Source organism: candidate division WOR-3 bacterium, from assembly GCA_039804165.1.
In the GTDB taxonomy this organism is placed as follows: Bacteria; Hydrothermota; UBA3072; order UBA3072; family UBA3072; genus JAFGHJ01.
In genome coordinates this window covers 45,618-65,727 of sequence record JBDRZZ010000003.1, presented here as the reverse complement: position 1 = coordinate 65,727, position 20,110 = coordinate 45,618, and the positions used below count along the sequence as shown (strand labels likewise).

At 33.0% G+C, this 20,110-nt stretch carries 26 protein-coding genes; 17 read left to right on the top strand and 9 right to left on the bottom strand.

All coding sequences use genetic code 11. The features are described 5' to 3' along the window. Positions 1-102 precede the first annotated feature (102 nt). Genes deoC through xseB form a run of 8 tightly spaced genes read right to left on the bottom strand, consistent with a single transcriptional unit; the run spans position 103 to position 6,150 of the window. Complete coding sequence (gene deoC / locus ABIN61_02280) at positions 103-768, bottom strand: deoxyribose-phosphate aldolase (GenBank protein ID MEO0293032.1); 666 nt, start codon at positions 766-768, stop codon at positions 103-105. Positions 769-777: 9 nt separating this feature from the next. Beyond that, positions 778-1,536 (bottom strand): acyl-ACP--UDP-N-acetylglucosamine O-acyltransferase, encoded by a 759-nt coding sequence (gene lpxA, locus ABIN61_02275; protein ID MEO0293031.1) that lies wholly within the window; start codon positions 1,534-1,536, stop codon positions 778-780. After that, positions 1,533-1,976 carry a 3-hydroxyacyl-ACP dehydratase FabZ gene (gene fabZ / locus ABIN61_02270; GenBank protein ID MEO0293030.1) on the bottom strand — a complete coding sequence of 148 codons (444 nt, stop codon included), beginning with the start codon at positions 1,974-1,976 and terminating at the stop codon, positions 1,533-1,535. Before fabZ ends, lpxA begins: the two co-directional genes overlap by 4 nt. Continuing rightward, entirely contained in the window at positions 1,966-2,778 is an 813-nt protein-coding gene (lpxC, locus tag ABIN61_02265) for a UDP-3-O-acyl-N-acetylglucosamine deacetylase (protein ID MEO0293029.1), read from the bottom strand. Before lpxC ends, fabZ begins: the two co-directional genes overlap by 11 nt. Then, positions 2,775-4,637: a 1-deoxy-D-xylulose-5-phosphate synthase gene (gene dxs, locus ABIN61_02260; protein ID MEO0293028.1), complete on the bottom strand. Its 1,863-nt coding sequence runs from the start codon at positions 4,635-4,637 to the stop codon at positions 2,775-2,777. Before dxs ends, lpxC begins: the two co-directional genes overlap by 4 nt. Continuing rightward, complete coding sequence (locus ABIN61_02255) at positions 4,637-5,077, bottom strand: divergent PAP2 family protein (GenBank protein ID MEO0293027.1); 441 nt, start codon at positions 5,075-5,077, stop codon at positions 4,637-4,639. The genes dxs and ABIN61_02255 overlap by 1 nt, the downstream gene beginning before the upstream one ends. Position 5,078: 1 nt before the next feature. Next, positions 5,079-5,954 (bottom strand): polyprenyl synthetase family protein, encoded by an 876-nt coding sequence (locus tag ABIN61_02250; GenBank protein ID MEO0293026.1) that lies wholly within the window; start codon positions 5,952-5,954, stop codon positions 5,079-5,081. Next, the gene (gene xseB / locus ABIN61_02245; protein ID MEO0293025.1) at positions 5,911-6,150 is read right to left on the bottom strand and encodes an exodeoxyribonuclease VII small subunit; all 240 of its coding nucleotides are present in this window, start codon (positions 6,148-6,150) and stop codon (positions 5,911-5,913) included. The genes ABIN61_02250 and xseB overlap by 44 nt, the downstream gene beginning before the upstream one ends. A gap of 180 nt (positions 6,151-6,330) precedes the next feature. On the opposite strand from xseB, the gene ABIN61_02240 reads away from it, so the two are divergent. From ABIN61_02240 to ABIN61_02185, 12 genes are all read left to right on the top strand, one after another. Further along, positions 6,331-6,999: an isochorismatase family protein gene (locus ABIN61_02240; GenBank protein ID MEO0293024.1), complete on the top strand. Its 669-nt coding sequence runs from the start codon at positions 6,331-6,333 to the stop codon at positions 6,997-6,999. Continuing rightward, on the top strand, positions 6,989-7,855 hold the full coding sequence (locus ABIN61_02235; protein MEO0293023.1) for an NAD(P)/FAD-dependent oxidoreductase: 867 nt from the start codon (positions 6,989-6,991) through the stop codon (positions 7,853-7,855). Before ABIN61_02240 ends, ABIN61_02235 begins: the two co-directional genes overlap by 11 nt. Continuing rightward, the gene (locus tag ABIN61_02230; protein MEO0293022.1) at positions 7,852-8,793 is read left to right on the top strand and encodes a radical SAM protein; all 942 of its coding nucleotides are present in this window, start codon (positions 7,852-7,854) and stop codon (positions 8,791-8,793) included. The genes ABIN61_02235 and ABIN61_02230 overlap by 4 nt, the downstream gene beginning before the upstream one ends. 64 nt (positions 8,794-8,857) lie before the next feature. Then, positions 8,858-9,424, top strand: a complete 567-nt coding sequence (locus ABIN61_02225; GenBank protein MEO0293021.1) for a Maf family protein — start codon at positions 8,858-8,860, stop codon at positions 9,422-9,424. Positions 9,425-9,442: 18 nt separating this feature from the next. Next, positions 9,443-10,453, top strand: coding sequence for an S-methyl-5-thioribose-1-phosphate isomerase (gene mtnA / locus ABIN61_02220; protein MEO0293020.1), 1,011 nt, complete (start codon positions 9,443-9,445; stop codon positions 10,451-10,453). Beyond that, positions 10,447-11,490, top strand: a complete 1,044-nt coding sequence (locus ABIN61_02215; GenBank protein ID MEO0293019.1) for a hypothetical protein — start codon at positions 10,447-10,449, stop codon at positions 11,488-11,490. Before mtnA ends, ABIN61_02215 begins: the two co-directional genes overlap by 7 nt. Next, positions 11,474-11,815 (top strand): helix-hairpin-helix domain-containing protein, encoded by a 342-nt coding sequence (locus ABIN61_02210; protein MEO0293018.1) that lies wholly within the window; start codon positions 11,474-11,476, stop codon positions 11,813-11,815. The genes ABIN61_02215 and ABIN61_02210 overlap by 17 nt, the downstream gene beginning before the upstream one ends. 2 nt (positions 11,816-11,817) lie before the next feature. Then, entirely contained in the window at positions 11,818-12,300 is a 483-nt protein-coding gene (locus ABIN61_02205; GenBank protein MEO0293017.1) for an adenosine-specific kinase, read from the top strand. Between the two features lie 13 nt (positions 12,301-12,313). Then, a complete protein-coding gene (locus ABIN61_02200; GenBank protein MEO0293016.1) occupies positions 12,314-12,766 on the top strand; it encodes a hypothetical protein in 453 nt (150 codons plus the stop codon). Positions 12,767-12,768: 2 nt separating this feature from the next. Then, complete coding sequence (locus ABIN61_02195; protein MEO0293015.1) at positions 12,769-13,194, top strand: arsenate reductase ArsC; 426 nt, start codon at positions 12,769-12,771, stop codon at positions 13,192-13,194. Then, positions 13,149-13,814, top strand: a complete 666-nt coding sequence (gene pncA / locus ABIN61_02190; protein ID MEO0293014.1) for a bifunctional nicotinamidase/pyrazinamidase — start codon at positions 13,149-13,151, stop codon at positions 13,812-13,814. Before ABIN61_02195 ends, pncA begins: the two co-directional genes overlap by 46 nt. Continuing rightward, positions 13,801-15,003, top strand: a complete 1,203-nt coding sequence (locus tag ABIN61_02185; GenBank protein MEO0293013.1) for an FprA family A-type flavoprotein — start codon at positions 13,801-13,803, stop codon at positions 15,001-15,003. The genes pncA and ABIN61_02185 overlap by 14 nt, the downstream gene beginning before the upstream one ends. On the opposite strand, the gene ABIN61_02180 is transcribed toward ABIN61_02185, so the two are convergent. Further along, complete coding sequence (locus ABIN61_02180; protein ID MEO0293012.1) at positions 15,000-16,067, bottom strand: M42 family metallopeptidase; 1,068 nt, start codon at positions 16,065-16,067, stop codon at positions 15,000-15,002. The two genes, ABIN61_02185 and ABIN61_02180, sit on opposite strands and share 4 nt — an antisense overlap. Positions 16,068-16,270: 203 nt before the next feature. Between ABIN61_02180 and rpsU the strand changes: the two genes are divergently transcribed. The 5 genes from rpsU to ABIN61_02155 are packed head-to-tail and all read left to right on the top strand — an operon-like array spanning position 16,271 to position 20,091. Continuing rightward, the gene (rpsU, locus tag ABIN61_02175) at positions 16,271-16,471 is read left to right on the top strand and encodes a 30S ribosomal protein S21 (GenBank protein ID MEO0293011.1); all 201 of its coding nucleotides are present in this window, start codon (positions 16,271-16,273) and stop codon (positions 16,469-16,471) included. Positions 16,472-16,528: 57 nt separating this feature from the next. Next, a complete protein-coding gene (locus ABIN61_02170) occupies positions 16,529-17,011 on the top strand; it encodes a CvpA family protein (protein ID MEO0293010.1) in 483 nt (160 codons plus the stop codon). A 7-nt stretch (positions 17,012-17,018) separates the two neighbouring features. Next, a complete protein-coding gene (locus ABIN61_02165) occupies positions 17,019-19,133 on the top strand; it encodes a Smr/MutS family protein (protein MEO0293009.1) in 2,115 nt (704 codons plus the stop codon). Further along, positions 19,130-19,519 (top strand): DUF5683 domain-containing protein, encoded by a 390-nt coding sequence (locus tag ABIN61_02160; GenBank protein MEO0293008.1) that lies wholly within the window; start codon positions 19,130-19,132, stop codon positions 19,517-19,519. Before ABIN61_02165 ends, ABIN61_02160 begins: the two co-directional genes overlap by 4 nt. A gap of 5 nt (positions 19,520-19,524) precedes the next feature. After that, a complete protein-coding gene (locus ABIN61_02155) occupies positions 19,525-20,091 on the top strand; it encodes an RsmG family class I SAM-dependent methyltransferase (protein MEO0293007.1) in 567 nt (188 codons plus the stop codon). Positions 20,092-20,110 lie beyond the last annotated feature (19 nt).

Below are 20,110 nucleotides of genomic sequence, written 5' to 3'. Positions count from 1 at the left end.
ACAATGTTTGCCTGTTTTCTTTTATATCTATTTTTTAAAGCAAGAAATAAAAAAATAATTGGAATCAAAAAAACTTAAGATTAAACCCACTCTTTTTTTCATCTAAAGTAAATCTCTAACTATTTTTACCCCATTTGAACTACCTAAAATTGAAGCACCTTCTTTTATTAATTCAATCGCGGTTTTTATATCTCTTATTCCCCCACTAGCCTTTATTGGAAGTGTTGTATTTTCCTTTATCTTTTTAACTTGAAAAATCGTAACAGGCCCTTTTGTCCCTGTTCCTGTTTTAATAAAGTCTGCTCCTGAGGCCTCTACAATTTTAACAACATCCTTAATTTCATCTTCTGTTAAAATAGGAGCTTCAATTATAACTTTAAGTTTACCATCAGGATGAATAATCTCCGCAATTTCTCTTAAGTCCCTTTCAACTTCCTTATATTTTTTGCTTTTAAAAAGAGGTATTTGCAGGACAAAATCTACTTCATCTCCTCCGCTTTTCATAATCACCTCAGCTTCTTTTTTCCTTGCCTCGCTTAAAGAAGACCCTAAAGGGAAATCCCCAACCGAGATTACTTTAACTGGTGTATTTTTTAAAATTTTTGAAACAAATGGAACCCATACAGGATTTACACAAACACCTCTGAAATTGTATTCTATCGACTCTTTACACAACTTCTCAATATCTATTTCCTGAGCATCAACTTTTAGGTTTGTGTGATCAATCAATTTAGGAGTTAAGATATTAGACTTAGGATTTAAAAACATAATTTTTCATTATTTAACTATTCCCCTTTTAGATTCATTAATAAATTTTATAATATGCTCTATGTCTTTATTTCCTTCAAATTCTTCCCTAATTTTCTCTATAGCATGTTTTGTATTAAGCCCTGAACGGAATAAAATTCTAAAAGCTTCTTTTATAGGGGCTATTCGTTCAGCACTAAATCCGTTTCTTCTTAAGCCAGTGAAATTAGGAGAAATGACCCTCAAAGGATATCCGGCAGCAAGAGCAAAAGGAACAAGGTCTTGTGTGATTCTTAAACCTCCTCCTATCAAAGAATAAGCTCCGATTCTCACCCATTGATGAACCGGCACAAAAGCTGAAATATAAGCGAAATCTTCAACTTCTACATAACCTCCAAGAGTAGCCCCATTTACAAGTAGAACATTATTCCCAACCTTACAATTGTGAGCTATATGAGAATAAGCCATAATATAGTTATTATCTCCAACCCTCGTTTCTGTCCCTTCTCCAACTGGTAAATGAATCGTCACAAATTCCCTTATTATGTTGAAATTTCCAATAATCACTTTTCCTAATTTCTCTGGATGACTTTTATCCTGAGGAGTATCACCTATAACAGCATAAGGATGTATTTCATTACCATCTCCAATTTTAACACCACTTTTTATAATAACTCCCCTCCCGATTTTTGTTCCTTTACCTATTGTAACATCTTTCTCTATTAAACACCCAGGCTCAATTTTAACACCCTCTTCAATATTTGCCTCTGGGTGAATATCCGCCTTCATTGTTCTTCCTTCCTTTCTACAATAGCTGCAGAGAAAGAGCCTTCTGCGACTTTTTCTTTTCCAACAAAAGATTCTCCTTCTAACTTGCAAAAATTAGTTCTAAAAGCTGTGAGTTTAACTCTATGTTCTAAAACATCCCCAGGACGAACAGGTTTTCTGAATTTCGCTTTTTCAATAGATGCAAAATATACATTTGCTTTTTTAGGATCCGAAAGCTTATTTAAAAGCAAAAATCCACCTGCTTGAACCATAGACTCAACAATGAGGACTGCTGGCATTATCGGGTCCATAGGGAAATGTCCTCTAAAAAAGGGTTCATTGTAAGTAACATTTTTTATTCCAATGACCTCATTTTCTCCCACAATTTCTACTTTATCAATCAAGAGAAAAGGATATCGATGAGGCATAATTTCAAGTATTTTTTCAATACTAAAGACCATTTTTGCTCCTTTCTATTTCTTTAAGTAATTGAAAATGTAATAAATGACCTCCTCTAAAAACAAAATAATAACCAATAGGGATAGGGTTAAGTAGATAAAGTTCACCCATTAAATCAAGAATCTTATGCCTAACTGCTTCATCTTTAAAACGAGGTTTATTTAATAAACCACTTTCTGTATAAATAAGGGTATTTTTCTCTGAAGCTCCTAATGCAAATCCTCTCTTATTTAATTCTTCTTTCCAAGAAAGAAATCCATAGGTTCTGGATCTTCCTATATTCTTTTTAAAATCAGTTTTCCCATCAAAAATATATTCTTGATAAAAAAGCAAAGGATGATTATAAGAAATAATATAATGGACTTTAAGTTTCTTTGCAGGAAGACAAAAAGCAAAGGAACCTTTATTTTCTACAAAAATTTTTTTATTAATAAATCTTTTCCTCTTTTCTTTCTTTAGCTCCTTTAACCCAACTTTCTCAATCGCAGAAATAAAAGGATAAGCGCTTCCATCAAAAGCAGGTATTTCTTCCCCTTCTATTTCTACTCTAACATGATCAACCCCACAAGCATAAAGAGCACTCATAAGATGTTCTACACCTCTTACACTTACACCATTTTTTGAAAGAACAATTTCTCTTTCTTGAGATTTTACTAAGGAAAAAATTGCAGGAATTTCTTCCTGGTCTTTAACAAAAATAATTCCTCCTTCCTCTTTAGGATAAAGGGTTATTTTTGCCTTATTCCCTGAATGAATGCCCCTTCCAGAAAGGATAATCTTCTCTTTTATTGTTCTTTCCTTCATTTCACAAAACTCTTAATTCTTTCTATTAAGCTATTTTTATCCATCCCAATTGATTCTAAAAGTTTTTCTTCTTCTCCATGTTCTACAAAATAGTCAGGAATACCTATTCTTAAAACTTCTTTTTTCATTGATTCCCTATTAAGAAGTTCTAAGATAGCACTCCCAAAACCTCCTACAACAGAATTCTCTTCCACTGTTATAATTTTCTTACTCTTTTCCGCAAGTTCTAAAATCTTTTCCTCATCCAAAGGCTTCACAAATCTAGCATCCACTACAGTTGGATTAATGTTAGAGATTTTCTCAGTTACCTTAAGAATTGAATATATAATTGGACCTATTGTTAAAATAAGAACATCCTTTCCTTTACGAAGAATTTCTGCTTCTGGAATTGAAATAGGGAGAAGCTCATAAGGTTCCTTTACCCCTATAGACTTTCCTTTGGGGTAACGAATTGCTGTAGGACACTCTTTGTTAAGAAGAGCTGTTTTTAACATCCTCTTTAACTCAACCTCATCTCTTGGAGCCATTATCACAATGTTTGGTATCATCCTAAGATAGGAAAGATCAAAAACTCCATGGTGTGTAGCCCCATCTCCAGGAGAAAAACCACCTCTATCTATACAAAAAATTACTGGCAATCGTTGTAATGCAACATCATGAAGAATCTGATCAAAGGCTCTTTGAAGAAAAGTAGAATATATTGCACAAACAGGCCTCAAACCTTCACAAGCAAGACCTGCAGCAAAAGTGACTGCGTGTTGTTCGGCAATACCAACATCAAAAAATCTTTCCGGGAATTTCTCTTTAAAAAGTGAAAGACCTGTTCCCTCAGCCATAGCTGCTGTTATTGCGATTATATCTTTATTCTTTTCGGCTTCCTCAACTATTGCTTCTCCAAAAACTTCTGAATAATCTTTTGGCCCCTTTCTCTTTATAATTTTCCCTGTTCTTTTATCAAAAGGCCCTACTCCGTGAAAAAGAGATGGATTTTCTTGAGCAGGTTTGTAACCTCTCCCTTTTTCTGTAATAATATGAAGAAGCTTTGCTTTCTTTATCTTCTTTAGCTTAGAAAGAATTGTAATTAGTTCTTTTATATTATGGCCATCAATAGGCCCATAATAGGAAAGACCTAATTCCTCAAAAATTACATTTGGGACAATTAAATTTTTAAGTCCTATACTTAATTTTTCAGCAGCCCTAGTTGCCCTTTCGCTTAAACCTGGAGGAAGCTTTTCAAGGAGACTCCAAGCATCTTCCATTATCTTATTATAAATCTCTGCAGACTGCAAACGGGTCAAGTATTCTCTTAACCCCCCTACATTCTTAGCTATAGACATTTCGTTGTCATTCAAAATCACTATCATATCTCTTTTTAAATATCCAATTTGATTTAGCCCTTCTAAAGCAATCCCTCCTGTTAAAGCACCATCTCCAATAACAGCAACAACCTGGTAATTTTCTCCTTTCTTATCCCTTGCAATTGCAAACCCAAGAGCTGCGGACAAAGAAGTGCTTGCATGCCCAGCTCCAAAAGCGTCATAAACTGACTCATCTCTTCTTAAAAAACCACTAAGCCCTCCAAATTTCCTAAGAGTGTCAAAAGCTTCTCTCCTACCTGTTAATAACTTATAACCATAAGCTTGGTGGGATACATCCCAAATTATTTTATCTTTTGGTGGATCAAAAACCTTAAGGAGTGCAATCGTAAGCTCCACAACACCCAAATTTGGTGCAAGATGCCCCCCATTTTTAGAGACTACTTCTATTATCTTCTCTCTCATTTCAGAAGCTAGAATCTTTAATTCTTTTATTGATAAATTCTTTAAATCCTCTGGAGAATTAACCTTCTCAAGTAACATTATATACCTGCAAAAGCAAAAGCAAAGAAAAATCCCAAAATCACTCCCATTATTACTTCTAAGGGTGTATGCCCTATTCTGTGTGTAGCTTCTCTCCCCAATTCTTCTTTTAAACTTATTTCAATCAACTTATTTATTAACTCTCTATGTTTACCTATTACACCTCTTACAACATATGCCTCTCCTATTATGAACGAAGAAAGAAAAAAAGAGATTATAAAAAGAGGAGAGTTTACTCCATAATATATTGCAATTAAAGTACTTAAAGTTATGGTAGAGGCAGAGTGAGCGCTCGGCATTCCTCCAAGTTCTAAAAAACTTTTTAGATTAATATCAAACTTCTTCCCCATAATCCAGTGGTTAAAAATTTTCACTCCTTGACAAATTAGGCCACTAAGATAAGGGAGAAAAAAAAGGCGTAAAAGACGATTATAATCCATCTTAACTTTTCCTTTCAAGCAAAAAATTCAATATCTCTCTAAATGTTTCGTCTTCTTCTTTAATAACATTTAAACTCTTTAAAGCAAGTTCGCTATATCTTTTTGCTATCTTTTTCGAAAATTCAACTCCATAAATAGAAGGATAAGTAATCTTATTCTTATCCTTCCCAACCTCTTTTCCCAATTCTTCTTTCTTCCCTTCTACATCTAAAACATCATCCATTATTTGAAAGGCCATACCCATTAAAAGCCCACCCTTTCTTGCTCCCAGAATTTTCTCTTCATCTGCTTCTGCAAGAATCGCTCCAATTTCACATACCGCAGAAAAGAAAGAGGCTGTCTTATGAGAGTGAATATACCTCAACAATTTTGGATTTTTATTAGCAGAATCTGATAAAATATCTTCCACTTGCCCCCCTATAATACCTTTATTCCCAATAGCTTTAGTAAGAACCTTAAGAATTTCCTCTTTTAAGTTTGGCTTTATATCACTATGAGATATTATATAAAAAGCATGAGAGAAAAGAGCATCTCCTGCGAGAATCGCAATATCTTCTCCGAATTTCTTGTGAGAGCTGAGTTGCCCTCTTCTATAATCATCATTATCCATAGAAGGAAGGTCATCATGAATTAAGGAATATGAATGGATAAATTCAATAGCGGAAGAAACCGGCATAATTTCCTCAATATTCTTCCCTCCTGCAAGAGAATATGTAGTAATCATAAGAATAGACCTTATCCTCTTTCCCCCTGCAAGAACAGTATATCTCATAGCCTTACTTAAAATAGAAGGGGGATCCTCTTCTTTTGGAAGATGTTCCTCTATCTTACGATCAACTTTCTCTTTCCAACTCTTCAGATAATTCTCTATATTCATCAGTTTTAAATTTGCCTTCACTATCTTTTATTAATCTCTCTATTTTAATTTCCGCTTGAGCAAGATAGTCCTTTAGCTCTCCCAAAAGTTTTGTCCCTTCTTCAAAAAGAGATATTGATTCTTCAAGAGGAACTTCTCCTCCTTCAAGTTTTTTTACAATCTCCTCAAGTCGATTTAAAGACTCTTCAAACTTCATAATTTTCAATAAATAAACCTATAACATTTATAATGAAGTGTCAAGGGGTATAACTTCACCGAAGTCTTATTTCTGTATCCAGTAAAATATTTCAATAAAAAAACCTGTCAAGCCATTTATTGCTTAAGCCAAAATCCAAATCTTATTGACAGAAATAGGAAATATATTATATTTTTCCTCGTGCCAATCTTGAAAGAAAAATATTTTACTATAGAAAACATCAAAAAGAAATCAACCGAAATGTTTGAAAAGATAAAAAATTTAAAAGCCCATACTAAAATAAAACTTATACCACACCATTCAGCTCTCCTAATTATAGATATGCAGGAATATTTTCTCAATCCAGCTTCTTTTGCCTATATTCCAGCCAGTGATGCAATCCTACCTGGAGTGAAAAAAATTATATCTCTTTATTCCCAAAAAGGATTCCCTATAATCTTTACTCTTCACTCAAACACAAAAAGAGACGCGGGATTACTTACTAAATGGTGGTCAGATTTAATCTGGGAAGGGTCCTCTCTAAGTAGAATATATAAAGATTTATTGTGCCCAGAGGGAATCATTGTAAAAAAGAACCAATATGATGCCTTTTATAATACGGAATTAGAAAAAATTTTGAAAGAGAAAAGAGTATATCAGCTCGTCATCGTTGGGGTTTTGACCAATATCTGCTGTGAGACAACTGCAAGGAGTGCATTCGTTAGAGGCTTTGAAGTTTTCTTCACAATTGATGGAACAGCCACTTACAATGAGGATTTCCATCTTGCAACTCTTAAAAATCTCTCCTATGGTTTTGCAGTTCCGGTTCTCCTTGAAGAAATTTCTTCTTTACTTGGGTATGAAAGTTGAAGATGTAATAATAATTGGTGGGGGACCTTCTGGGATCGCTTGTGGAGTTCAATTAGCAAGATGTGGAATAAAACCAGTTATCTTAGAAAAAGGAAAACTTGGTGGGTTACTAGTAAACGCGAATTATATTGAGAATTATCCCGGATTTCCTAAAGGTATTTCTGGAAATAAATTTGCAGAGCTCTTGAAAGACCAGATTAAAAAATATAAAATTAAGGTTATATTTGAGGAAGTATTTGATTTAATCTTGGAAGGTGAATTTTTTAAAATTACTACAAAAAAACACTCTTTTCATTCAAAATTCTTGGTAATAGCCTCAGGAACAAAACCAAAGGAGTTTAAAGACTGCCCTATCCCTCCAGAATTAAAAGATAAAATTTTCTACGAGGTATCTCCTATCCGTTCAGTGAGAAACAAAAAAGTTGTAATTGTTGGGGCTGGCGATGTAGCTTTTGATTATGCCCTTAGCTTAAAAACCTACAATGAAGTTTTAATTTTGAATAGAAAAGAAAAAGAAAAATGCCTTCCTACTCTTTTTAAAAAAATCCAAAAATCAAAAAGAATAAATTATAAAAAAAACATTAAAATTAAAAAAATTATTCCTTCTTCTAATCATCTTATTAAACTTGAGTGCAAGAGTAAAGAGGGGAAAATAAATATTGAAGCAAACTATCTTTTATTTGCAATTGGGAGAAAACCTTGCCTTGATTTTTTGAAAGAAAAGATAGAAAATAATAAAATATATCTTGTGGGAGATGTGAGAAATGGTCCATTTAGACAGATAGGGATAGCAATAGGAGATGGGATAAAAACAGCAATGAAAATATTTAGAAAAATACAAGGAGAAGAAAAATGAAAGTTTTGGCAAAAACAGGGAAAGAAGAAATTGCAATTGTGTATATTGGTATGGTGAGAGAAGGTTCTTTTGTAGAATTTGTTGAATCCCTTCAACCACCTCTTTCACGAAAGGAAAAATGGGTTTTGATTGTCTCATCTCTTTTGGGGTGCCCTTGTGGTTGTGTTTTCTGCGATGGAGGTTTTGACTATAAAGGCAAACTTACTAAAGATGAAATTTTTTCCCAAATAGATTTTCTTGTGGAAAAAAGATTCCCAGATAGGAATATAGAGGCGAAAAAATTCAAGGTTCAGTTTGCAAGAGTTGGCGAACCTGCTCTTAATCCAGCTGTAATCGAAGTCCTAAAAGAACTTCCTTCTCGTTATAACGCTCCTGGACTCATACCTTGTATTTCAACAATTGCGCCTTCCAACTCTGGTGGCTTTTTCGAAAAACTTTTAGATCTAAGAAAAAGTGTTTACCGAGGAAAGGACTTTCAGCTTCAATTTTCAATTCACACCACTAATAAGAAATTGAGAGATAAATTGATACCTTTCCCCAAATGGGATTTTGAAAAGATAGCAGAATATGGAGAAATTTTTTATGAGGAGGGAAGAAGAAAAATCACTCTAAATTTCGCTCTAGCTTCTTGTGCTTCAATTGAACCTTCAATCCTTTTAAAGTATTTTGATCCAAGGAAATTTCTACTTAAAATTACACCAGTAAATCCAACTTATAAAGCGGTAAAGAACAAAATTTTCTCCTTTATGGACAAAGCAAAAGAGTTGATCCACAAACTTCAAAAAGGAGGTTACGAAGTGATAGAAAGCATTGGAGAACTTGAAGAAAATAAGATAGGAAGCAACTGTGGTCAATACATCCAGACACACCTTAGAGAAAAAGAAAAATTCCAAAATTGTTATACTTATCTTTTAACTCCAAACGAGGTCTCTTTTTAGGTTTTTTAGAATATTTAATTCTATCAGTCCTTGACAAAAAAGATTGATATTTTATCATAAAATTATGAAAATAATTTTAGCTTCATCCTCTCCAAGAAGGAGAGAAATTTTCACGCAGATTGGATTAAAAGGAGAGTTTGTTTCTCCTAAGGTAGAAGAAGTAATATTAAATTCTCCTTTAGAAACTGCTGTTTATAATGCAGTTAGAAAAGCCAAATGGGCTTATCAAAATAGAAAATCGAGAAAAGAAGAAGTCATCTTAGGATTTGATACTATTGTATTTATTGAAGGAAAAATCATGGGGAAACCCAAGGATAAAATAGAAGCGAGAAAAATGTTAAAAACTCTCTCCGGAACCTGGCACGAAGTCTATACTGGGGTTGCCGCTTTAAAAGGAGAAACAATTTTAGAGGATTACGAAGTGACAAGGGTAAAATTCCATAAACTGAACGACTTTCAGATTTCTTATTATCTTAGAAAAAATACAAACTTTGAAAAAGCAGGTTCTTATGGAATTGAAGAAGAAAATCTATCTTTCATAGATGTAATAGAAGGTAGTTTTTCAAACGTTGTAGGATTCCCAATAGAAGTTAGCTTAAATCTCTTAAGAGAAATTGAAGTTTTTATATAAAATAAGGGAGAAAAATTTATGAAATGGGCTAACACTATCAAGTGGTGCAAAGACCATGTAGAGTTAATCGACCAAAGAAAAATACCGCTAAAAGAAGAATATTTAAAGATTAGAACAGCCGAAGAAATGTATAAAGCGATTAAGGAAATGATAATAAGAGGAGCTCCTGCTATTGGAGTGGCTGCTGCGTATGGAATTGCTCTTGCCGCTTTAAAGACAAAAAATAAAGAAACACTTCAGAAAAAGATTGCTCTTATAGAGAGTGCAAGACCCACAGCCTATAACCTTTTTTACGCTGTAAAAAGGATGAAAGATCTCCTCGAAAAAAGCGAAAGAATAGAAGCTTCCTCTTTTGTTAAGGAGGCAATTGCAATTCACGAGGAAGATAAAAAACTAACAGAACTATTGGGAGAAAATGGAGCTCCGTTAATAGAAGACAAAGCCTTATATATGACAATTTGTAATGCTGGAGCTCTTGCTACAGGAGGAATTGGAACCGCTCTCGCTGTATTTTATAAGGCAAAAGAGCAAGGAAAGAAATTCACCGTTTTTGTTCCAGAAACAAGACCTTATCTTCAAGGAGCAAGACTCACTGCCTGGGAACTTCAAAAAAACGGAATTGAGGTTATTCTCATTGTAGATGGAGCAATTGGACATATATTAAAAACAGAAAATATTAAAGGGGTATTTGTGGGAGCCGATAGAATTGCAAAAAACGGAGATGTTGCAAATAAAATAGGCACCTATTCTCTGGCTATATCTGCGAAAGAAAACAATGTTCCTTTTTATGTTGTAGCTCCAAAAACCACCTTTGACATAGATCTTGTAACTGGAGAAAGAATTCCCATAGAAGAAAGGCCAGAAAAAGAAGTAACAGAAATTATGGGCTTAAGAGTGGCTCCTCATAACATAAAAGTTAGAAACCCAGCTTTTGATGTTACACCCGGAAAACTAATAAGTGGGATCGTTACAGATAAAGGAATCATTCCCCCTCCATTTAAAAAGAATATTAAAAGGATTTTATGCTGATTATATTTTTGCTTTTTGTAGAAGAAGATACCTTCTCCCCCATTCTTCCAAAACCCGAAATTAAACCAAAAATTGATTGGTTTAGAGAAATTGAACAAATATGGGTTAATATGGGCATAGATAGAGACTTGGATTATTATATTGGAAATTTTAAATATAGGGATTTAATCTTCGAGATTCAAAAAGAACGAGATTTTGCCCCCCATTATTCTATTGAAGCCTTTATTAAAACTCTCTCATTTACATTCAAAAGCAATTATATAGAATGGAATAAGATAAGAAGCTCAAAAACCAATGGATGGAAATGGTTTGGAGATGATAGAAGTTTTCTCCTTTTATGGTTAGAGAATATGAGCTTTCAAGACTCCACTTCTACAGATGGAGGTTTTAGATTTTACCAAGTAACAGGACCTTTTTACTTAGGAGGTTGGGTTTCTTACAGAGAGCGTATAGATTATGGTGTATCTTTACAATTCGGTTTTTTAAGAGGAGAGTTAGGAAAGGAAACAATGTGTATAAATTTTGTAACGGAATATGGAGAAATTAAAGGCGGTAAATTTAGAGAACGTTTCCCTATGGTATACTTCCCTTTAGAAGGATTTCTCACCCATGTTAAAAGTTTCTATGGAGTAGAAATAAATATGCTTGACCTTAAGATTATAGGAGGAAGAAAATATTCTTATGTAGATTCTTATATAGAAGAAGAGAAAACTTTAAAATGGAAAGAAGGAGAATCCTATTTTGCAAATATAGAATTCAATAGAGAAGACCTTGGAATTAAATGTTTCTACCAGAATAAAGGTTACTTTACGGGTTTCGGAGAGCTTTATGCTACCACTAATTTATGGCTTTTAGGCTCTCAATTCTCCTTAACAGGTTATCTAACCCCAAAAAAATACATTAGGGGAGGAATCTCTTTGTGGCTCAGGGCTAAATTTTCTCCTTTTATTTCTATTAAAAATTTATCATGGGCAAAAGAAGTTCCTTTCCAAGATCCTATATGCTATATTGGGATAAGATATGTTAACCACCTCTGAAAGAAGAGTCTTAATCTTCTTCATTTCTGTGCTTCTTCTCGGAAGCTTAGGAAAGTTCCTATACCCTGTTAGAGAAAAGGAGTGTGTGTATAATCCTTTCCCTATAAATATTAATACTGCAACAGAAGAAGAATTGACTTTACTCCCTTTTGTAGGAAAAGTATTAGCGAAAAGGATTGTAGAATACAGAGAGAAAAATGGAGGGTTTAAAACAAAAGAAGAAATTATGAAAGTTAAAGGATTTGGAGAAGTCAAGTTTCAAAAAATAAAAGATAAAATTTGTGTAGAGAAAGAAATCTCAAAATATCACTCAGATAGGAGGTAGAAATGGAAATAAAAATAGTAGATATTGAGACACCTGAGAATACAAACGTGATAATAGGGCAGGCTCATTTTATAAAAACTGTAGAAGATATTCATGAAGCTCTTGTATCAGCTTTCCCTATGATTAAATTTGGACTTGCTTTCTCAGAAGCTTCAGGGCCAAGACTAATTAGGCATACGGGAACAGATGAAGTTTTAGAAAACGCTGCAATAAGAAATGCTACAGCAATTGGAGCTGGACATTCTTTTGTCTTAATCTTAGGTAATGCTTTCCCTATAAATATAATGAAAGCTCTTAAATCTGTAGACGAAGTTCTTTCCATCTATGCAGCAACAGCTAACCCTCTTAAAGTTGTTGTTTGCGAGGAAGGAACACAAAGAGGAATTCTTGGAGTCCTTGACGGAGAAAAACCCCTTGGGATTGAGGGAAAAGAAGAGATAGAAGAAAGAAAAAAGTTATTAAGAAAGATTGGTTACAAACTCTAAAGAAGGAGAAAATATGAGAAAAGAAAAAGGTGTCGATATCCTTGGAATATTATATAATATTCTTCACGAGAGAAAACAGGTTGAAGATTATGGAGTTTATCTCACTGTCGGGAAAGTCTTCCGTTTTCGCAGCAAAGGAATGGTAGACTTTGGAGGAAGCGAATATAAGGAAAGTGAATTGGAGGAGATTAAACCTGTTAAAAGAAAAGAAGAAGATAAATATGGATGGTGGGATCTTCCAAAAGGAGAATATTTAATTGAATTTAATGAAGAAATAAAAGAAATCTTACCTGATGCGGAATTAGTTCTAATTCAACCTTCAGAGAGAATCATAATGAGTGGTGCCTTCCACTCAATGATGATAATTGAAAAGACAGGACCAATAAGAGTTACTCTTTACGTTGGAGAGAACGGAATAGAAATAAAGGAAAATGCAAGAATTAGCGAACTTATAGTCTTAGAGTAATAATGAAGAAAAAAATATTGTTTCTATGCACTCATAATTCAGCGCGTTCCCAAATAGCAGAAGGGCTTTTAAGGAATTTGTGTGGTGAAAAATACGAAGTTTTTAGTGCAGGAACCTCTCCTACAATAGTCAGTCCAGAAGCAATAGAAGTAATGAAGGAGATAGGAATTGATATCTCTACCCATTATTCTAAAGATATCAAGAATTTTATCGGGGAAGATTTTGAATATGTGATAACTTTATGTGGTGGAAATTCTAAGAATTGTCCCTTCTTCCCTACAAAGGGAATTTCCTTTCATAAAGAGTTCGAAGACCCTCTTTCTTTTCCCCCTGGTGAGGAAAGAATGAAAAAATTTAGAGAAGTGAGAGATAAAATAAAAGAATGGATAGAAGAATTTTTTTGCAAGGAAGAGAAAGAAAAGCTTTAATTATAATTGATATTCAGAATGACTTTTGCCCCGGCGGGGCCTTAGCGGTTCCAGAAGGAGATAAAATAATACCTAAAATAAATGAGTTAAGCAAAAGGTTTAAAAGAGTGATAGCCACTCAAGATTGGCATCCAAAAAATCACATTTCCTTCGCCTATAATCATCCAGGGAAAAAAGAATATGAAGTTATTAATTATAAAGGTATCTCTCAAGTTCTTTGGCCTATTCATTGTGTTTCTGGGACAAAAGGGGCAGAATTCCATCCGGACCTTATAACAACTAATTTTAATTTAATCATAAGAAAAGGGAATAATCCAAAAATTGATTCATATTCTGCCTTTAGAGAAAATGATAAAAAAACCATAACAGGTCTTGAAGGTTATTTAAGAGCTATCAATATAGAAGAAGTTTACCTATGTGGTCTTGCTCTTGATTACTGTGTCTTCTACTCTGCAATGGACGCAAAAGAGCTTGGTTTTACAACATACGTAATAATTGATGCTACAAAAGGAATTAATTCTCCCTTAGGAAATGTAAAAAAATGTCTAAATATAATGAAAGAAAAAGGAATAAAAATAATTGAATCAAAGAACTTAGGAGGTAAAAATGCTACCCATTGAAATAAAGCCAGGAATATATTGGATAGGTGTGGAAGACAGAACCACAGATCTTTTTGAAGGGCTCTGGCCAATAAAACGTGAAGGAGTATCTTATAACAGTTATTTAATAAAAGACGATAAGAAAGTTATAATAGATCTAACAAAATCATTAAAAGAAGAAGAATTTTTTAGTAACATTGAAAGAATTGTGGATCTGAGAGAAATTGATTATATAGTAATAAATCATCTTGAACCAGACCACACTGGAAGCATAAATTTACTGAGACGAATCTCTCCTAAGAGTGTAATTTTAGGTTCCGAAAAGACAAAAGAAATGCTAAAAGATTTTTACGGGATAATGGATAAAGTAGAATTAGTGAAAGAAGGAGATGAAATTCCTTTAGGGGGGAAAACTCTAAAATTTTTTTCTACCCCTATGATCCATTGGCCAGAAACAATTATGACTTATGAAATATCTACTAAGATTCTCTTCTCTTGTGATGCTTTTGGAAGTTATGGAACTCTTAACGGAAGCATTTTCGACGATGAATGTGAAGATTTAAGTTTTTATAAAGAAGAAGCTATTAGATATTATGCAAATATTGTAGCTAAATTCAGCAAGATGGTTCTTAAGGCAATAGAAAAACTAAAAGGAATCCCTATTGAAATTATTGCTCCTTCTCATGGAAGAATATGGAGGAAAAACCCAGAGGAAATAGTAAATTTATATAAAGAACTTGCAGAATTCTCAGAAAGTGGAGGAAAGCCTGGCATAACTCTCATTTACGGCTCTATGTATGGTAATACAGAGATTATGATGAACGGAGTTGCCCAAGGAATAATTGAAAGCGGGGTCCCCTGTAAAATATTTGATGTTTCCCACACTCATCCAAGCTATATCCTACCTTATTTATGGACTCAAAAAGGAGTAATGATAGGAACTCCAACATATGAGGGAGGACTTTTCCCCCCAATGATTAACATTCTTAAATTAGCATCTTTAAAGAATATCAAAAACAAGAAGGTTGGAATGTTCGGAAGTTACGGATGGAGTGGAGGAGCTCTAAAGGAACTAGAAAGAATAATTGAACCCCTAAACTGGCAAATAATAGATTTTTTAGAGTTTAGAGGGAAACCAAAAGAAAAAGAACTTAAAGAAGGGAAAGAACTTGGAAGGAAGTTTGGAGAACTAATTAAGAAAGAAAGTTAACTACCTGGAGTAAAGTCTATCTCATCATTTAATTTTTTTACAAATTCTCCTGCAAGCCTAATTGCATTTTCAATATCTCGGAAAGAAACAATTTCAATAGGAGTATGCATATAACGATTCGGGAAACTAATAAGACCTGTGGCAACACCACTTCTTGTAAGTTGAATCACGTTTGCATCAGTTCCAGTAGCTCTTGGAGCAGCCTCAATTTGATAGGCAATATTATTCTCCTTTGCGGTTTCAACCAACATTTTGAAAACAACAGGATTAATGTTCGCACCTCTTGAAATAACAGGTCCCTTATTAAGGCAAATTTCTCCGTATTTTTTCTTCTCTGTTGTTGGATGGTCTGTTGCAGTTGTAACATCAAAAGCAAGCCCCACATTAGGGCTAATACCGAAAGCACTCGTTTTCGCTCCTCTTAATCCAAGTTCTTCTTGGACTGAAGACACACAAAAAAGATTAACAGAAATATCGACCCCCTGGAGATATTTAAGAAGAGCTCCAGCAGCAAAAACTCCTGCTTTATTGTCCGTAGCTTTTGTAAGAACAAGATCGTTTAACAATTCCTCTACACCTAATTGGAAAGTTATAGGATCTCCTATAGATACAATGCTTTCCGCTTCTTTCTTATCTTTTGCTCCAATATCTATCCATAGATCCTTCCAATCAGGGGTTTTATCTTTTTCCTCTTTTTCCATCATATGGATTGCTTTTCTCCCAATAACTCCTCTAACCTTCCCTTTGTTTGTGTAAATATCCACCTTAAGCCCTGGTAAAAGGGAAGGATCCACCCCTCCTATAGGTCTGAAATAAATAAAACCATCATTATCAATAAAATTAACCATAAAACCAATTTCATCCGCATGACCACAGACCATCATTTTCAAATTTCCTTTACCCTTTCGAAAGGCAATTACATTCCCATGAACATCAGTTTTTACCTCATCACAATACCTCTTCACAAATTCCCTGTAAACCTTCTGGGCAGGTTCTTCAAACCCAGAAGGGCTTGGAGCTTCAAGAAGCTCATAAAAAAAATCCTTAAGTTCTTTATCCATCATCTATTTTTATAAAATATAAAAATATAAATAAAAGTCAATATAGGAATTATCTCCATTCTCTTTTAATCACATCAAAAAACACCTACATTCATTTTATAGCTTCCAAAATCTCTTTCCCCAAAACTCTTGACTTATTTAAATTATCTGTTATATTTTAATAAATTAAAAATTGCCAAAAGCATAAACAAAAGGAGGTGATTTTTTTGCCAGGATTAGGCGTGGTAGTGAGAGAAGGAGAATCTTTTGAAAGAGCGTTTAAACGCTTTAAACGCCTTTGCGAAAAAGAAAGAATAAGAAGCGAAATAAAAAAACATCAACGCTATGAAAAACCAAGCGAAAAAAGACAAAGAAAACGCAGAGAAAGAAATAAATTTAATAATAGAAAAAGGGAGTTACTCATTTAAAGAATAACTCCTATTTAAAATAATTTTTATAGTAAAAATCTAAATTAAGAGAATAAAATGAATTTATTTGATTTATTCTCTTTAATTATTATTTTTATTTTTTCTCTATGGGGAGCAACAAAGGGGTTTATTGTTGAAATCTCAGAAATAGGGGGACTAATAATTTCTTTTTTTCTTGCTTTTTATTTCCCTCTGAATTTAAGAATAGGAACAGGAAAATATATTATTAGTTTTCTTTTGTATTTTTTTACAATAATTTTCTCTTTTTCCTTATTATCAAAGATTATCCGTAAAACACCCCTTCTTATCTTTGATAAAATTTTAGGAATTTTCACTGGGGCTTTAAAAGGTGGACTAGTTGTAATAACAATATTTTTAATGCTAAGTTTTATTCCTTTTAAGGCAGAAAGTAAACTTTCCGACAGTCTCTTCTACAGACTTTCTCTTATAGTAAAAATCCCTTTAAAAAATTTCCTAAAGGAGAAAATCGATAATTTTAATTACAAAGTAGAACCCTATCCAAAAGAAAAGGGAATTTAATCATAAAATGAAAAACCTCTCGAGTGTGATAGGTTTCGAGAAACTCTTAGAAATAATCTCTAATTACGCGGAATCCAAAATAGGGAAAATAATAATCTTGAATTTAAATCCTTATATTTCTAAAGAAAAAAGAGAAACCACTTTTAAGTGGCTTAAAGAATGTAATGAAATTATCCATCTTCTCCCAAGCCTTCAATTATTAAAAAAAGAAGAAATTGAAATAAGAGAAAACATATTACCAGGAGAAGAGCTCCTTTATTATAAGAATTTGTTAGAACTTTCTGAGAAGACAAAAGAAATCCTTGAAGAAAATAAAGTTTTAGAAGAGTTAAGAAAACAGCTTATCCCCCTCCCATATCTTAAAAAAGAAATTTCTAATTTTATAGAAGAAGATGGAACCATTAAACCTTCTTCTACTCCATTATTAGAATCTCTTTATAATGAAAAAAAGGCTCTGGAAAATAAGATCGAAGAAAAAATAAATCAAATATTTAAAGAAAAAAAGGAAATCTTACAAGATAAAATTGTAACAAAAAGATTAAATAGAATGGTCATTCCTATTAAGTACGAAAGAAGAAATGAAATAGAAGGGATGATTATAGACTTCTCCAGAACACAAAATACAGCTTTTGTAGAACCAAAGGAAATAATTAATTTAAATAATAGGATTGCAGAGATAGAAAATGAAATAGAAATAGAAAATAAAAGAATTTTAAAAATGCTTACAGACAAAACAAAAGCGGAATTCCCTTCTATTTATAAAAATTTAAAAATATTAGGAGAAATAGACGCTCTTATAGCAAGGATTAAGTACGCTAAAGATTTTAAATGTATAATCCCGGAATTTACAGAAGAAAAAAAACTAAAACTTAAGGATACTTATCATCCTCTTTTATTGAGAGAAAAGAAAAAAGTAGAACCTCTTAATTTGGAATTTGGAGAGAAAGAAAAGATTCTTCTTATTAGCGGTCCTAATGCCGGAGGAAAAACCGTTCTTCTTAAAACTATTGGTATTAATGTCTTATCTTCATTAGCAGGAATACCTATCCCTGCAAAAGAAGGCACGAAATTTGGATCTTTTACAGAAGTTCTTGGGATTATAGAAGATGAACAATCTATAGAAGAGAATTTGTCTTCTTTCTCTTCTTATATTGTGAGACTAAGTAGAATCTTAGAGAAAGCAGATGAAAATACTTTAATCCTTTTAGACGAACTTGGGGGCAATACAGATCCTGTGGAAGGGAGCGCTATTTCTATTGCCATTCTTAATAAGTTAAAATCCAAAGGGAGCCTTGTTTTTGCTACCACCCACTTGAGTCCTTTAAAATTTTATGCAGAAAGAGAAAAAGGGATGCTAAACGGTGCGATGGAATACAAAAACGGGCCCACATATCGTCTGCGGATAGGAATTTCAGGCGGATCTAAAGCAATAGAGATAGCAAGAAATTTTGGTCTTCCTAATGAAATTATTGCAGAGGCAAAGAAGTTTATGAATACAGATATTCTTAAGATTGAAAACCTAATAGAAGATTTATCTATTAGAACCACTAATCTAAAAAACCAGGAAGAAGAAATTCTTAAATTAAAACAAGAGCTATTTAATTTAAAAAAAGAATACGAAACTAAAATTAAACTCGCTGAAGAAGAAAAGGAAAGAATTATAAGAGAAGCCAAAGAAAAAGCGGACGAAATTGTAAGTTCCGCAAGAGCTACTATAGAAAAGACAATAAAAGAAATAAAAGAAACAAGAGCTTCCAAGGAAGCAATAAAGAAATACAAAAAAAGTTTTGCATCTTTAATTTCAAAAGAAGAAAAAGAAGAGAAGAAAATAAAAACCTTATCTAAATTCTCTAAAATTAGCTATGATATCGATATGAATGTTCCCCTTGAAATTTCTGTACGCGGAATGACCCAAGAAGAAGCATGGAAAGCAACCGATAAATTCCTTGACAAAGCGATTCTTGCAGATTACCCTTCTGTTAGAATCCTCCATGGAAAAGGAAGCTGGATATTGCGAAATATGCTTCACAAAAAACTCAAGAAAGACAAAAGAGTAAAAAGTATAAGCACTCCTCCTCACTATGAAGGAGGAGAAGGTGTCACAATAGTTCATCTTAAATGATGGCTTATATAATATTTTTGATCTCAAAATCTACAAAAACAGCAATGTTACTCACCACTTTAATCCCTGGGGGAGGACAATTTTATACAGAAAGATATTTTAAAGGGCTAATAATAGGAGGAGCTCAAACCTATTTTTTATATAGAGAAATAAACACCCAAATAGAGTTAAACAAAATAGAGAAAGAAATAAACAAAACCATAGAATTAGAACAAAAAAGACAAAAACTCTTAGAAGAGAGAACACAACTCACTTGGTGGATTGCTCTTGTTTGGACAATCGGAATTTTAGATGCCTACATAGATGCTCAACTTTATAATTTTGAAAGCAGTTTTTCTTTAAATTGCTCTGGAACTCTTAAGGCTCAAATTTGTCTTAAATTTTAAACCTAATGTTTCACGTGAAACATTATATCGAAAAGAGTGTTAAGGAACTTGGAATTAAACCAGATAAAGAAAAAATTAACTTGCTTCTTTTCTATCTCGAAGAACTAATTAAATGGAACGAAAAAATAAACCTTGTTTCAAAAAAACTTAAAAAAGAAGAAATATTAAAAAAATTAATTCTACCCTCTCTAATTCCTTACAAGATGTTGAGAAAAGGAGAAAAAATTCTTGATTTTGGAGCAGGCGGAGGGATTGTAGGGATCCCATTAAAGATTTTTCTACCAGAGACTATCTTCCATTTTTTAGAAGCCAAACAAAAGAGAGTCGTCTTTCTTGAATACATTGCTTCCATATTGAAAATAGATATAAAAGTGATAAAAAAATTTGTAAAAGAAAAAGAAGAACTTGAAGAATCATACGATTGGGTTTTAGTTCGTGGAGTAAATCCGGAGAGAGTCCCAAAAAATATAGGAAGGAAGATAATTTATTACGGGAAATATAAAGGAAATAAGCTTATCTGCGAAAACGAGTTAAGGGTTAAAGAAAACATTGTATCTATCCTTTCTTCTTAATGTTTCACGTGAAACATTA